The 15,179-nt window shown below is 51.3% G+C and carries 14 protein-coding genes; 9 read left to right on the top strand and 5 right to left on the bottom strand.

Features of this window, described 5'->3' with window-relative positions:
* Positions 1–8 precede the first annotated feature (8 nt).
* The 5 genes from jag to SACSAC_RS27985 form a co-directional block, all read right to left on the bottom strand.
* The gene (gene jag / locus SACSAC_RS10695) at positions 9–866 is read right to left on the bottom strand and encodes an RNA-binding cell elongation regulator Jag/EloR (protein WP_037286106.1); all 858 of its coding nucleotides are present in this window, start codon (positions 864–866) and stop codon (positions 9–11) included.
* Positions 867–942: 76 nt separating this feature from the next.
* A complete protein-coding gene (locus SACSAC_RS10690) occupies positions 943–1,830 on the bottom strand; it encodes a YidC/Oxa1 family membrane protein insertase (protein ID WP_037286102.1) in 888 nt (295 codons plus the stop codon).
* A gap of 129 nt (positions 1,831–1,959) precedes the next feature.
* Positions 1,960–2,337 (bottom strand): ribonuclease P protein component, encoded by a 378-nt coding sequence (gene rnpA / locus SACSAC_RS10685; RefSeq protein ID WP_037286100.1) that lies wholly within the window; start codon positions 2,335–2,337, stop codon positions 1,960–1,962.
* Between the two features lie 68 nt (positions 2,338–2,405).
* The gene (rpmH, locus tag SACSAC_RS10680; protein WP_018976936.1) at positions 2,406–2,540 is read right to left on the bottom strand and encodes a 50S ribosomal protein L34; all 135 of its coding nucleotides are present in this window, start codon (positions 2,538–2,540) and stop codon (positions 2,406–2,408) included.
* Between the two features lie 108 nt (positions 2,541–2,648).
* On the bottom strand, positions 2,649–3,014 hold the full coding sequence (locus SACSAC_RS27985) for a hypothetical protein (protein WP_156950988.1): 366 nt from the start codon (positions 3,012–3,014) through the stop codon (positions 2,649–2,651).
* A gap of 660 nt (positions 3,015–3,674) precedes the next feature.
* On the opposite strand from SACSAC_RS27985, the gene dnaA reads away from it, so the two are divergent.
* From dnaA to SACSAC_RS10630, 9 genes are all read left to right on the top strand, one after another.
* Positions 3,675–5,030 (top strand): chromosomal replication initiator protein DnaA, encoded by a 1,356-nt coding sequence (gene dnaA / locus SACSAC_RS10670; protein ID WP_037286093.1) that lies wholly within the window; start codon positions 3,675–3,677, stop codon positions 5,028–5,030.
* Between the two features lie 157 nt (positions 5,031–5,187).
* Positions 5,188–6,330 carry a DNA polymerase III subunit beta gene (gene dnaN / locus SACSAC_RS10665; protein WP_037286092.1) on the top strand — a complete coding sequence of 381 codons (1,143 nt, stop codon included), beginning with the start codon at positions 5,188–5,190 and terminating at the stop codon, positions 6,328–6,330.
* A 247-nt stretch (positions 6,331–6,577) separates the two neighbouring features.
* Entirely contained in the window at positions 6,578–6,796 is a 219-nt protein-coding gene (yaaA, locus tag SACSAC_RS10660; protein WP_037286090.1) for a S4 domain-containing protein YaaA, read from the top strand.
* 156 nt (positions 6,797–6,952) lie between these two features.
* On the top strand, positions 6,953–8,062 hold the full coding sequence (gene recF, locus SACSAC_RS10655; RefSeq protein ID WP_037286088.1) for a DNA replication/repair protein RecF: 1,110 nt from the start codon (positions 6,953–6,955) through the stop codon (positions 8,060–8,062).
* A gap of 29 nt (positions 8,063–8,091) precedes the next feature.
* A complete protein-coding gene (remB, locus tag SACSAC_RS10650; RefSeq protein WP_037286086.1) occupies positions 8,092–8,343 on the top strand; it encodes an extracellular matrix regulator RemB in 252 nt (83 codons plus the stop codon).
* 218 nt (positions 8,344–8,561) lie between these two features.
* The gene (gyrB, locus tag SACSAC_RS10645) at positions 8,562–10,478 is read left to right on the top strand and encodes a DNA topoisomerase (ATP-hydrolyzing) subunit B (protein WP_037286084.1); all 1,917 of its coding nucleotides are present in this window, start codon (positions 8,562–8,564) and stop codon (positions 10,476–10,478) included.
* 266 nt (positions 10,479–10,744) lie between these two features.
* A complete protein-coding gene (gene gyrA / locus SACSAC_RS10640; RefSeq protein ID WP_037286082.1) occupies positions 10,745–13,285 on the top strand; it encodes a DNA gyrase subunit A in 2,541 nt (846 codons plus the stop codon).
* Positions 13,286–13,318: 33 nt separating this feature from the next.
* Positions 13,319–13,603, top strand: coding sequence for a hypothetical protein (locus SACSAC_RS10635; RefSeq protein ID WP_037286079.1), 285 nt, complete (start codon positions 13,319–13,321; stop codon positions 13,601–13,603).
* Positions 13,575–14,666 carry an HD-GYP domain-containing protein gene (locus SACSAC_RS10630; protein WP_037286077.1) on the top strand — a complete coding sequence of 364 codons (1,092 nt, stop codon included), beginning with the start codon at positions 13,575–13,577 and terminating at the stop codon, positions 14,664–14,666. Before SACSAC_RS10635 ends, SACSAC_RS10630 begins: the two co-directional genes overlap by 29 nt.
* The last annotated feature ends 513 nt before the right edge of the window (positions 14,667–15,179 follow it).

Genomic DNA, 15,179 nt, shown 5'->3' with positions numbered 1-15,179 from the left:
GCTCGCCGTTATTTGAGCGTGATGACGACGCGGCGATTCGGTTCTTCGCCACGGCTTCCCGTATCGACTTCAGGATGGTTTTGCAACCGGGCGTGAATGACCTTGCGCTCCTGCGGAGGCATCGGTTCCAACACGACTTCCTTACGGGTTCGAACGACGCGTTCCGCCAAACGATCAGCCAGGTCTTCCAACGTTTTTGCTCGACGACGACGGAAGTTTTCCGCATCCAGCGTCAGTCTTACAAACTTATCGGACCCTTTATTCGCGACGACGCCGGCAAGTAGTTGAAGAGCATCCAACGTCTGGCCCCGTCTTCCGATCAGCATGCCCAACTCGGGACCCGAAATATCCAGCAGACCGCCGTCCCGATTTTTCCGGACGTCGACCTCCACATCGAGCCCCATGGCTCCGGCAACCTCGCGAATGAAGTCGGCCGCCTCATGATAACGCTCCATCGGGCGAACGCCTGTTGCGTCGTCGGAGGACAAGTCGGCTTCATTCGGCGCAATCACGACCGGATTAGGCTGCTCGCGTCTCGGAGTGGATTCCGTAGGCGCCGAAGCATCGGCTTTCATGGGACCGGGTGCCGCAGAATTCGGGCTCTCCAGTCGAGTAGTTGCAGACCGGTTATCCTCGGCTTCGACAATCGGAGCAACCTGAGGTTCCGTCTCTGTCGGAACACGGCCAGAACGAACCAATGACAGCTCGACTTTGGCATTGCGCCCACCGAACAAACCAAGGAATTTTTTTGAAGGGTGCTCCAGCACATTCACTTCAACCTGATCCCTCGTTACGCCAAGCTGCCCAAGTCCCAGCGAGATGGCTTCATCTACCGTTTTTCCTACAGCCGTCACTTTGCTCGTCATCGAATCCGCGCCCCCTCATGTTACGCTTCGTCTTTTGCACACGCTCGTTATTCAGCTATCTTCGATCTTTGTAAACTTAACGTTTTTTCTTTTTCTTTTTGCGGCTCGATACCGGGCCCGCGCCTTTGGACAAGCTTACGCCGCCGCCGGAAGTGCTAGTTTTGCCAGCAGGCTTTGCTCCGCCTTGTTGAGCGATAACCGCTGCTGCTTTCGAATCTTTGTTGCGGTACAGGAAGAAGTTTTGCACGATCGTGTATACGTTACTCATTGCCCAGTAGAGCGGGAGGGCGGACGGGAATTGATAACCCATGAAGAAGATCAGTACCGGATAAACGAACAACATGAACTTCATCGGTCCTTGTTGTTGCGCCGGGTTTTGACGCATCATCAACCAGGTTTGCAAGAACGTCGTAGCTGCCGCAAACAACGTCAACGGAATGTCTGGTTTGCCAAGTTCCATCCAGAGGAAGGAATGTTGCGCCAAGTCACTGTTATAAATGATCGCATTATACAGCGCGATAAAGATCGGCATCTGAATAATCAAAGGCAGACAGCCTGCGGCCGGATTCACCTTGTTCTCTTGGAACAGGCGCATTTGCTCCTGCTGCATGCGTTGCGGATCGTCCTTGAATTGTTCTCTCAGCTTCTGCATTTCCGGTTGGATCGCCTGCATGGCTTTCGAGCTCTTGACGGATTTGATTGTCAGTGGCAGGATCAGCGTACGCACGATGAGTACGAGCAGCAGGACGGCCAGGCCGTATTCGCCGCCGAACCATTCCGCGAACGAATCAAGCGCCAGCGCAAACCAGTAGACGACGTTACTCTGCCAGAAGCTGCCGCTGTTTTTCAAGTCTTCCGTCGTATGCAGCGTTGTGGCCGGCGTACAGCCCGCAAGGACGGCAATCAGCAGAACAGCGGCGATAACCATCACCCACTTGCCTCTGCGTTTGAACAAATGAGACACTAGATAACCCCTCTCTTAACCTTCATGTACCTGCACTCCCGCAGGACTTCCTCCCGCATCGGGCAAACCGCTTGCAGTTGTGAAAATCATACCATAATTAGCCCTTCATTTGAAACGCAAAAAAGCGCTTCACTTCGAGGTCTCCCCCGGCCGGTCTTGCCGACCTTTACGCTTGAGCAATAAGGATTTGCGAAGCACGTGCAGCACGCTCTTCTCCAACTCCTTGTAATCCATGTCGACTGCGCCTTTTCGAATAATGAACACGAGATCGACATGATCCGCGATTTCGTCGGCATGATGCCTAACGATTTCCTTCATTAAACGGCGTATCCGGTTGCGGACAACCGCATTGCCTACCTTTTTACTGACCGACACGCCCATGCGAAACTGATCGACATCCCGTTTGTGAAACCAATACAGGACCAGCTGCCGGTTCGCGAAAGACTTGCCGTGACGGTATACGCGGGTAAACTCGGCACGGTTCCGTAATCGTAGCTTTTTTTGCACCTTTTCTCGCGTCCCCTTTATTAAGAAAAAAGACCACCTCCAGGTGGTCTTCGCTCATGTGCCCAAGCTTACGCGCTCAGCACTTTTCTGCCTTTGAGACGACGAGCAGCCAGCACCTTGCGGCCGTTTTTCGTGCTCATTCTTTTACGGAATCCGTGCACCTTTTTGCGCTTGCGGGTGTTAGGTTTGAAAGTAGGACCCATTACAATAGCACCTCCTTTTACGGGTAGTACAGGTTTTGCAATATGCTAAACCAATATAATTACACACATTCGTTCTTCTTCTCGCAGAACATGCCTTTTATCATTTAATCATGCGTTTCCAGCAAAGTCAAGTAAACTTCTTCGTAATCCTCCCTCTTTTTTAACGAAAAAAACAGGCTTGGAATGCTTATATATAAGGAAAGGCAATTTCGCAAGCAATATTCCTCGTATTGCTAACTTGGTTTGAACCGGCTGGAAATGGCGCCGTTCCGGCCTTTTAAACAAATGAAGTCTGCCGGATCGCGCTGGACTGCGCTCGATTGCCGGCCAGCGCCGGAATACATTCGCTGGCGATCCAAGAACGGCTCGGCCTATTCGCGGGCCCGAATGATTTGCTTCCTCTTCCCCTTTTTGAAAATCGTGATTATTCGTTGCTCCCTCTTTTTCGGCGTTGTCCTTTTTTCGATCCTTCACCTCGACCTTCACCCTCTCGAACTTCGGGTTTTTCGCAATCGGGGATTCGAATTCGGGTTTTGGATGTTCTCAAGGTTATCCACAGTCTCGTTTTTCACCCAACCTGGCAACCTTGCGAAAGACACGTTTTTGCGTAACCCACTTTTCCACCGTATTGCCTTTTGGCCTGTGTATATTTTTGGAGAGCTATTTTATTCACAGGTCAATTTTAAACACGTTATGAACAATATCTAGTGGTGTGGATATGTTTTATGCACAAGGTATTGGTTTTGTGGATAAAATAGCATGAACCGTTGAAATGAACGGCTTCTTTTGCTATGATTAGATTACTTTTCGGTGTGAATATTCGGTTTTAGCCTCTATATTATCAACAGTCTGTGGATAACGTTGTGAACAAGTCCTGTTTATCCTTCTTTTTTTGTTCCCATAATTATGGATCGTGGGGATAACCTCTCTCGGCTTCCCTGGGTTTCGTCTTCGTTACGCTCCTCGTTTCGCGAGCTCCGCTTCTTGATCGGCTTCCGGCCTGAGTGGGCGCGGCGGCGGAAGTGAAGAATCAGATTCGAATGAGTCGTTTGAAGACAACCTGCAATCCCGAAAACTCTCGGCGGACGCTCCGGCTCAAGCCACATCGTACGATTTTTAAAGGAGTGACAGTTTGTGGACAGCCATACCGCTCAATTGTGGCAACAAATTCTATCGATCATCCAAACGAAGCTGAGCAAACCCAGCTTCGATACCTGGTTCAAAGCCACACAGGTCATTCACCTCACCAACGGAGCGCTGACCGTATCGGCGCCGACGACTTTTGCCGTGGAATGGTTGGAAAGCCGATATACCAAACTGGTGGCGCAGGTCGCTTTTGACGTCCTCGGACGCAGCGTCACGGTTAAATTTGTCATTGAAGAACCCGGACACGAAGAAGAGTCGCTTCAAAAACAATCGACTCCGCCGCCTGCTCCGGTTCAAGTTAACGTCGAAGCGAACGCCAATATGCTCAATCCCAAATACACGTTCGACACGTTCGTCATCGGCTCGGGTAACCGTTTCGCGCATGCGGCATCGCTCGCCGTCGCCGAGGCGCCGGCAAAAGCCTACAACCCTTTGTTTCTGTACGGGGGAGTAGGGCTCGGAAAAACACACTTGATGCACGCGATCGGCCACTACATTTTGCAGCATAATCCGAGCAGCCGCGTCGTTTATATCTCTTCGGAGAAGTTTACGAACGAGTTCATCAACTCGATCCGCGACAACCGCGGCGAAAGCTTCCGGAATAAGTATCGCAATATCGATATTCTGCTGATCGACGATATTCAGTTCATTGCGGGAAAAGAGTCGACGCAAGAAGAGTTCTTCCATACGTTCAATGCGCTGCATGAGGAGAGCAAACAGATCATTATTTCCAGCGACCGGCCTCCGAAGGAGATCCCGACCCTGGAAGAACGTCTGCGTTCGAGGTTCGAATGGGGATTGATTACCGACATCCAGCCGCCGGATTTGGAAACGCGGATCGCGATTTTGCGGAAAAAAGCACGTGCGGAGAAGCTTGACGTGCCGAATGAAGCGATGATGTACATTGCGAATCAGATCGATACCAACATTCGCGAGCTTGAAGGCGCGCTGATTCGCGTTGTGGCTTATTCGTCGTTGACCAATCAGGACGTGACCGCCCATCTGGCAGCCGAAGCGCTGAAGGACATTATTCCGTCCAGCCGGCCGCGGATCATCACGATCCAGGACATCCAGCAGCGGGTCGGCGAGTACTATAATTTGAAAATGGAAGATTTTAAAGCGAGAAAACGGACGAAAGCCATTGCTTTCCCGCGCCAAGTCGCCATGTATCTCTCTCGCGAACTGACCGACTACTCGCTGCCCAAGATCGGCGAAGCATTCGGCGGACGCGACCATACGACGGTCATTCACGCGCATGAAAAGATCACGCACTCGTTGAAAGTGGACCAAGAACTCTCGAAAGTTGTCCACAGCCTGACTGAGAAAATAAAAAATCCTTCCTGAATAAACAAAAAGCCTATGCACAACTTATACACATGTGGATAGGCTTAGTTTGTTATGTTTTTCGGGTCTTTTCTCAGTTTATCCACATATTCAGTGCCCCTACTACTTTTACTATAAAGATCTTAAAGAATATATTATCTATTACAGGAGTGACGAGATGAAAATCAGCATTTCCAAATCCCACCTCAGCGAAGCTATTCAACATGTGTCCAAAGCCATTTCCAGCCGAACCACGATTCCGATTCTCGGCGGGATCAAATTCGACGTGGCCTATCACGGCGTAACGTTAACAGCGAGCGATACGGACATTTCGATCCAATCCTTCATTCCGGCAGAAGAAGGCAATAAAACCGTTGTGACCGTAGAAAAAGTGGGCAGCGTCGTGCTTCCGGCCAAGTTTTTCGTGGAAATCATCAAAAAACTTCCAACCTCGGAAATCGAGATGGAAGTAGGGAGCGGGTTTCAGACCTTTATCCGTGCGGGCGCAACCGATATTCAGCTCGTAGGTTTGGATCCTGAAGAATTCCCGGTACTGCCGAGCATTGAAGAAAACCGCGTGCTTTCCGTACCCGGCGATCTGCTGCGTCATATGATCCGCCAAACGGTGTTCTCCATTTCGACCCAGGAGACGACTCCGATTCTGACCGGCGTGATGTGGAGTTTGAAAGAAGGACAGCTCAAATTCGTCGCAACCGACCGTCACCGCCTGGCGACGCGTACCGTTCGACTCGAAGGCGCAGAAGAGCTCGAGTTCAACAACATCGTCATTTCCGGCAAAACGCTGAACGAACTGAGCAAAATCATTCCGGATCAAAACACTTTGGTCGATATCGTCGTAGCCGACAACCAGGTCCTGTTCAAAGTCGATCGCGTCTTGTTCTACTCGCGCATCCTGGACGGCCTGTACCCGGACACGTCGAAAATCATTCCGTCGAGCCACAAAACAAGACTTCTGCTCGACACCAAAAACCTGAGCGAGTCGATCGACCGCGCCTACCTGTTGTCCCGCGAAGAAAAAACGAACATCGTTCGCATGCAGACGTTGGAACAAGGCGGCATCGAAATCTCGTCCAGCTCGACCGAACTGGGCCGCGTGCAAGAAGAAATTCAGTTAGCCGAATTCGAAGGCGAACAACTTCGCCTGTCATTCAACTCCAAATACATGCTCGACGTCCTAAAAGTCATCGAAAGCGAACAGCTGACAATCCGCTTCACCGGCGTCATGAGCCCGATCATCATCGAACCGACCGACGAGAGCAACAGCCTCTACATCATCCTGCCTTACCGCACGACGAACTGATCTCTAAAATACAGATACCCAGTCCTGAAGAAAAGGCCGAAGGCGCAGGGGAAGTTCCAGTGAAGAAGCTGAAGCATTTCGAAGAAATGCACTTCGGAAGCATATGCTATGTATCGCCTTTGACCTCGGGAAGATTCCACTTTAAAATCCAATCCTTCTTCCCGAGGGAAACAGCGATCGTAACGGAACTTCCCCGCAGCCGCAGAGCCTTTTCCTCAGGACCTCCCCCGAAAGGAAGATAAAACCGATGAATGAAGTCTCCATCCGAACCGAATACATCAAGCTGGATACCTTTTTGAAACTTGCCGACTGCATCTCCACCGGAGGCAGCGCCAAAATGCTGATCGCCGAAGGCTTGATCAAGGTCAACGGCGAAAGCGAAGAGCGCCGCGGCCGCAAACTATATCCGGGCGATACCGTCGAAGTCGACGGCGAAGGCACCTACAAAGTCATCCGGGAAGCCTAAGGGTTTTCCTCGCTTGGCGGCGGCAAATACGAGCAGCGTACACCATCCGCAAAAAGCGGGTTATCCACAATCCACAGCAGACGGGGCGGCTTTGCAGGATGCAAATGCGGCCTCGTCTTCATTTTGCGGCGGGCGCACAGGAGGCATTGAAATCACGTGCAAGTTAGAGACATCGCACTCAAAAATTACCGCAACTATGACGAATTGAAACTGGAAAACTTCGGCAGCGTGAACCTGATGATCGGCCGGAACGCCCAGGGGAAAACGAATATGCTGGAGTCCTTGTTTGTTCTCGCACTGACCAAATCGCACCGTACGTCCAAAGATCGCGAGCTGATCGCATTCGGCCAAGATGCCGCTTATGCAAGCTGTCATGTAGAGAAAAAATACGGGAACGTCCACCTCGAACTCTCTCTTTCGCCCAAAGGAAAAAAAGCGAAGATCAACGGCCTGGAGCAGCGTAAGCTGAGCGACTTTATCGGCACGCTGAACGCGGTGATGTTCGCTCCCGAAGATTTAGAGATCGTCAAAGGCACGCCGGGCATCCGTCGGCGTTTTCTCGATATGGAGATCGGTCAGGTTCAGCCGAGTTATCTGTTCCACCTCCAGCAGTATCAAAAAGTTCTGCTGCAACGCAACAACATGCTGAAGCAATCGTACGGTAAAACGCCGGACCCGGTCATGATGGAAATTTGGAATGAACAATTGGCCGAGCACGGAGCTAATATCGTGCGACGCCGCAAGCGATTTATCCGCAAGCTCCAAGTCTGGGCAGAAGATATCCACAAGGGGATAACTGGCGGCAAGGAACAGCTCGTTCTGCGTTATGTCCCTTCGTTCGGCGAAGCCGAGGAGGAAGATGAAGCTGTCTTATTGGAACAATTTATGATAAAATTATCACAAGTGCGCGAACAGGAAATCCGTCGGGGAACGACCCTTGCCGGGCCCCATCGGGACGACCTCAGCTTTTTCATCAACGAAAAAGAGGTGCATAACTTCGGTTCTCAAGGTCAACAGCGAACGACTGCGCTCTCGCTGAAACTGGCAGAGATCGAACTTATCCATGAAGAAATCGGCGAATATCCGATCCTTCTGCTCGACGACGTATTGTCCGAACTCGATCCGTACCGACAGACCCAGCTGATCGAGACGTTCCAGAGCCGGGTGCAGACTTTCATTACCGCAACGGGAATCGAAACGATTCATGCGGAGAAGCTGCAGGGCGCACATATTTATCAGGTCAGCGAAGGGCATGTCGAATCCTAAAGGCGTTCTCAAGGAGGCTTCGAGTTCTTATGTATATCCATCTCGGCGGCGAGAAAATCATCCGTTCTTCGGAACTGGTCGCCATCTTCGACGTTTCGATCGAAAAGTCTTCGCGCATCTCCAAGCAGTTTGTCAACGCCGCGAAAGAAAACAAAGTGGTGGAAACAATCGGCGAAGAGGAAGCCAAGTCGATCGTCGTTACCAAGTCTGTCGTTTATTACTCGCCGATCTCTTCCGCAACGCTCAAAAAGCGTTCGAAGTCTTTCGTGTCGGGCCTATAACGCCGGATCGTCCGGTTTATAGCGATTCCTTTTTCGATTGCGTCGACTGAATCGATTCTGAGGATTTGCTCTTGCAAGCCAAGCGAAATTTTCATATCGAGCGCAGTCAACGCATGGATACGCCGCCCTTCCCGCTGTAGCTGATTTTAGCTCCGGGAGCGGGCGTTTCGTATTCTTTTCTCACAATTTCACAACTTACAGGAGTGGGTGAACGAAGCATGTCAATGGATCAACAATCATATGATGCCAGTCAGATACAGGTTCTCGAAGGACTTGAAGCGGTACGCAAACGGCCGGGTATGTACATCGGTTCCACAAGCGAAAGAGGCCTTCACCACTTGGTGTGGGAAGTCGTGGACAACAGTATCGACGAAGCGCTCGCCGGCTACTGCGATCATATTCAGGTAATCGTGCACGAGAACAACAGCGTTACGGTGATCGATAACGGCCGGGGCATCCCGGTTGGCGAACATCCGAAGCTGAAGCGTCCCGCCCTTGAAGTCGTTATGACCGTTCTGCATGCAGGCGGCAAATTCGGCGGCGGCGGATATAAAGTTTCCGGCGGCCTGCACGGCGTCGGCGTATCCGTCGTCAACGCGCTGTCGGAAAAGGTTGTCGTCAAGGTCAGACGCGATGGCAAGATCTACGAACAGGAGTATCGTTACGGAGCCCCTCAATACGATCTGCGCATTATCGGCGAGACGGACGAGGAAGATACCGGCACGACGACGACTTTCCAACCGGACCCGCAGATTTTCACGGAAACGACGGTCTTTATCTATCCGACGTTGCTGAAAAGAATTCGCGAGCTGGCTTTCTTGAACAAAGGGATCACGCTCTCGTTGCTGGATGAGCGTACGGGTGAAAATTCCTCGTTCCACTACGAAGGCGGAATCAGCGAATATGTCGCGTTCCTGAACGAGAACAAAGAAGTGATTCAAGAACAACCGATCTACGTGGAAGGACAGCGCGATATGATCGCTGTCGAGATCGCGATCCAGTACAACGACGGCTACAACGAAAATATTTATTCGTTCGCGAATAATATCCATACGCACGAAGGCGGTACGCACGAATCGGGCTTCAAGAGCGCTTTGACTCGGATCATCAACGATTACGCTCGAAAAGCGGGTGTGATCAAGGATGCGAACGGCAATCTGACGGGCGACGACGTGCGCGAAGGATTAACGGCGATCATTTCGGTCAAAATCCCGGAACCGCAATTCGAAGGTCAGACGAAGACCAAGCTGGGCAACAGCGAAGTTCGCGGCATCGTCGAGTCCCTGTTCTCGGAAAAGCTGACGGACTTCATGAACGAGAATCCGGCTGCCGCTCGTCGCATTCTCGACAAAGCGCTGCAAGCTTCGAGAGCGCGCGAAGCTGCCAAGCGCGCACGCGAACTGACTCGACGCAAGAGCGTGCTCGAAGTTAGTGCCTTGCCGGGCAAGCTGGCGGACTGCTCCTCCAAGGATGCTTCGCTCTGCGAAATGTATATCGTCGAAGGGGACTCCGCCGGCGGTTCGGCCAAACAAGGACGCGACCGTCATTTCCAAGCGATCTTGCCGATTCGCGGTAAGATCCTGAACGTGGAAAAGGCTCGTTTGGACCGCATTTTGTCGAGTACGGAAATTCGCGCGATCATTACCGCAATCGGTACAGGGATCGGGGAAGACTTCGATATCTCGAAGGCCCGTTACCACAAAGTCGTCATCATGACCGATGCCGACGTCGACGGCGCGCATATTCGCACGCTGCTGCTGACGTTCTTCTATCGCTACATGCGCCAGATCATTGAAGCGGGCTACGTCTATATCGCGCAGCCGCCGTTATTCAAAGTCGAACGCAACAAAACGGTTTTGTATGCCGGCAGCGAAAAAGAACGCGACGAGATGATCGCAAGCTTCGGCGAAGGCGCGAAAGTCAACGTGCAGCGCTATAAAGGCCTGGGCGAGATGAACGCGGGACAGCTGTGGGAAACGACGATGGATCCGGATTCTCGCACGATGCTGCAAGTCTCGATCGGCGACGCGATGCTTGCCGATACGATGTTCGATACGCTGATGGGCGACAACGTCGAACCGCGCCGCGACTTCATCAACGAACATGCGCGTTACGTGAAAAACCTGGATATTTAACGAAAGTTCGTTTCCGCTGAAAGGGCACGATTTTCAGAAGAGGCGGCCCGCTTCGGGTTCGCCTTTTCTTTTTAGTTTCAAGGCGCTTTTCCACCATAAAATACGGACATTTGTTTGGATTAATGGTATAATAATAAGGATGTGGAAGCCCCGGATTTCGGGCATTTGGAAGGTGTTTTCAAGATTTATTTTCAAATACAATCAAAAGAATGAACCTCATGCTTATGCAGGTACCGATGTGGTATCCAAGATAGAAGGAGGCCGTCATGGCGGAAGAACAAAAATCGCAGGTCGTAGACCGGGATATAAGCGTAGAGATGCAAGAATCCTTTATGGACTACGCAATGAGTATTATCGTCAGCCGCGCGCTGCCCGATGTCCGGGACGGATTGAAGCCGGTTCACCGTCGCGTCTTATACGCAATGTCGGAACTGGGCATGTCGCCGGATAAGCCCCACAAAAAGTCAGCGAGAATCGTCGGCGAAGTTATCGGTAAGTATCACCCTCACGGTGACTCTGCCGTATACGAAACGATGGTACGTATGGCGCAAGATTTTTCGATGCGCTACATGCTTGTTAATGGTCACGGCAACTTCGGTTCCGTTGACGGTGACGGTGCGGCCGCAATGCGTTACACGGAAGCTCGTTTATCGAAGCTTGCTATGGAGATGCTGCGCGATATCAACAAAGAAACGATCGATTTTCAAGATAACTATGATGGAGAAGAACGCGAACCTGTCGTGCTGCCGGCCCGTTATCCGAACTTGTTGGTCAACGGCGTATCGGGGATCGCGGTGGGTATGGCAACGAACATTCCCCCGCATAATCTGGGCGAAGTCATCGATGGCGTGCAGGCTCTGATCCAAGACCCGGATCTCACGCCGCTCGATTTGATGGAATATATTCAAGGACCCGACTTCCCGACTGCCGGATATATCCTGGGACGTTCGGGCATTCGCCAAGCGTATCAGACGGGCCGCGGTTCGATCACGATGCGCGCCAAAGCCGAGATCGAAGAATTCGGCAACAAAGCGCGAATTATCGTAACGGAGATTCCTTACCAGGTCAATAAAGCCCGTCTGGTAGAAAAGATTGCTGAACTGGTACGTGAGAAGCGTCTGGACGGCATTACCGATCTGCGCGATGAATCCGACCGTAACGGTATGCGTATCGTGGTCGAGCTTCGTCGCGACGTGAACCCGAGCGTCGTGCTGAACAACTTGTACCGTCATACGGCGATGCAGTCGACGTTCGGCGTGAACATGCTGGCGATCGTGAACAACGAGCCGAAGACCCTCAATCTGAAAGAAGTGCTGTACCACTATCTGGAGCACCAGAAAGTAGTCGTACGCCGCCGGACCGAGTTTGACCTGAAAAAGGCCGAAGCCCGCGCTCATATTTTGGAAGGTCTGCGCAAAGCGCTTGATCATCTGGACGAGGTGATCGCGATCATCCGCGGTTCGCAAACGGCTGATGCTGCGCGCGAACAACTGACTGAGCGATTCTCGCTGAGCCAGGAGCAGACCCAGGCCATTCTCGATATGCGTCTGCAACGCCTGACCGGTCTGGAACGCGAGAAGATCGAAGCCGAGTACAATGAGCTGCTGGCCAGAATCAGTGAATACAAAGCGATTCTCGCCGACGAGGCGCTGCTGCTTCAAATCATTAGCGACGAGCTGAACGATATCAAGGAGCGTTATGCGGACGAACGTCGTTCGGAGATCACGATCGGCGAAGACAGCATTCTGGACGAAGACTTGATTCCGCAGGAAGAAGTGGTCATCACCATTTCCCACACCGGTTATATCAAGCGTCTGCCTGCAAGCACCTATCGCAGCCAGAAGCGCGGTGGACGCGGCGTTATGGGCATGGGCACGAAGGACGAAGACTTTGTCGAGCATCTTTTCGCAACCAACTCCCATAATCACCTGCTGTTCTTTACGGACCGCGGCAAAGTATACCGGATCAAAGCTTACGAAATTCCGGAACTCAGCCGTACGGCACGGGGAACGCCCGTTATCAACTTGATCCAGATCGAGCAAGGCGAATCCATCAATGCCGTTATACCGGTAAACGAGTTCAAAGAAGACCGCTTCCTGTTCTTCGCGACTTGCCGGGGCATCGTGAAAAAGACGCCGCTGACCGATTATGGCAACATCCGCAAAGGCGGTCTGATCGCGATCACGCTGCGCGAAGACGATTCGCTGATCGGAGCCAAGCTGACGGACGGCGAGCAGGAGATCATCATGGGTACGGCTTCGGGCCTGTCGATTCGTTTCAAAGAAAGCAATGTTCGTTCGATGGGACGAGGCGCTACCGGCGTCAAAGGTATTGCGCTCGAAGACGAGGATATCGTAATCGGCATGGACGTCGTGAAGCCTGACCGCGAAGTACTGATCGTAACCGGCAAAGGTTATGGTAAACGTACGCCGATTAGCGAGTACCGGGTTCAGACCCGTGGCGGTAAAGGGATCAAAACCATCAACGTCACGGATAAAAACGGACCGGTTGCCAGCTTGAAGGTCGTGAAATCGGAAGAGGATCTGATGATTATCACAAATGGCGGCACTCTGATTCGTACGAGCATGGACGGCATTTCTTCGATGGGTCGTTATGCGCAAGGCGTCAAATTGATCAATATTCGCGAAGACGAAGCGGTAGCGACCGTGTGCCGGATCGATAAGAGCGAAGAAGTCGATGAAGATGAATTGGTTGAAGGCGAATTCGTCGAAGGACAAGCAGAAGCGACGACTTCGGATGAAGGTACGAAAAACGCGCCTGAGACCGATGAAGAGTCCGCCGAATAATTGATATCGTTAAAAATGCAGGAAGGAGGTTCTTTGGAACCTCCTTTTTTGTGTAAAAACCTCCTTTTTGATAAAAGATTGGGCGTAAGACCGATTTCGGATATTTTTGGTATTGTTGCGCTTGGTATCACGGCATATAATCGAATTGGTAAGCAAGCGGTATACGGCAACAAGCAAACGAATATTGCTGGCTGCCACGCTGAATCCGCAGCAGGCGGAAAAGCCTGTAGTCAGGACGAATATTCAATTCGGAAAACCCGAACGACCGCAATAGAGGAGGTGGAATGCCATGGTGAGTACACCCGTGAGCGAGCTTGAAGCAGGTAAAAGAATCGTAGCCAATGTTTATACGGATAAAGGCAATCTACTTTTTCAAAAAGGAAGAGTACTGCTCCCGAAAGATTTAGAGGTTTTGCAAGCGTTTATGATTGACTACGTAGAGCTTCAGGGCGTCGCAGGGGACAGCGAGAAGACAGCTTCAGAACAAAATGGCAAGACCTCCGCAACTCAAAATATTGAAGCGGGCCGAAATGTTCCTAGTCGCAGGGAACAAAGCTTTATCGAAGAATACGAGCAACTGGTGGCTTTAATTAAAACAGGATTTCCTTCTGTACTGGCCATGGAGATGCCGATTTTCCAATGGCGGGCACAGCTGGAGAAACTGATCGATCAGATTCAGGGATACCGTATTCTCGGCTTTACTCCGCGTATGCCGGACAAGCACGATTATGTGTACCATCACGCCGTATTATGTGCGCTGACTTCATATATGCTTGCACGCTGGCTCGATATTCCGCAGAAAAACTGGATTCAAGTCGCATTGGCCGGACTGCTGCATGATATCGGCAAAGTCAAAATTCCGCCGAACATCCTGCATAAACCCGATCAGCTCGGTCCGGAAGAAAAAGCAGAGATGAACAACCATACAACGTACGGCTATCAAATCCTGAAAAATGCAACGGCATTGCAAGAAGGCGTTCTGCTGGCAGCTTTGCAGCATCATGAGCGTGTCGACGGTAGCGGATACCCATTCGGATCAACAGGAGAGAAACTGCACATCTACGCGAAAATCGTAGCCGTAGCCGACATCTTCCATGCGATGACGCTTGATCGGCGCTATCAGGGCTCCACGTCGCCTTACCTGGTACTCGAGCAATTGGAGCAGGATTCCTTCGGGAAGCTGGACCCTGCGATTGTACGTACCTTGATCAAGCACACCACGCAATTGTCACTCGGCACTCGGGTTAAGCTGAGTAACCGCAAGATGGGCGAGATCGTTTATGCCGATGCTCACCAGCCGACAAGGCCGATTGTTTCTATTAATGGAGAGATCATCAACTTGATTCAGGAACGCAAATTATTCATCCTTGAAGTGTTATAAAGCCCTATAATGAGGCTTCCTGAGCAATCAGGGGCCTTTTTTTATGAAAAAGCGGTTTTTATTAAAAAAATGCTTGCTATCTGCATACCCGCATGATATATTCTAGGAACGGCCTTGAGAGAGCGCCGGTGCGGTTCGAACAAGTGAGCGAGTCAACAGGAGATCGAAAAGAAAGCTTCAAACGAAGCTGAAAAAAAGATTTCAAAAAAGACTTGCAAAACGAAAACGAACGTGCTAATATATAAGAGTTGCTGCTGCGAGCGAAACGCTGGACGGCAGAAACGAGAAACACGGTTTGCTCCTTGAAAACTGAACAGTAAGTGAGTCGCGATGATGAAGATCATCGTGAGAATATAAGATTCTTGATTCGTCAAGAATCGCCAACGTTTTAAACGAGCACATCGTGCTTTCTTTTAAACGGCGACTTCGGTCGCCACCTTAATGGAGAGTTTGATCCTGGCTCAGGACGAACGCTGGCGGCATGCCTAATACATGCAAGTCGAGCGGACTTGA

This window comes from Saccharibacillus sacchari DSM 19268 (assembly GCF_000585395.1).
GTDB classification, from domain to species: domain Bacteria; phylum Bacillota; class Bacilli; order Paenibacillales; family Paenibacillaceae; genus Saccharibacillus; species Saccharibacillus sacchari.
The sequence above is the reverse complement of the archived record's forward strand: the minus strand, read 5'-3'. Positions and strand labels throughout refer to the sequence as shown.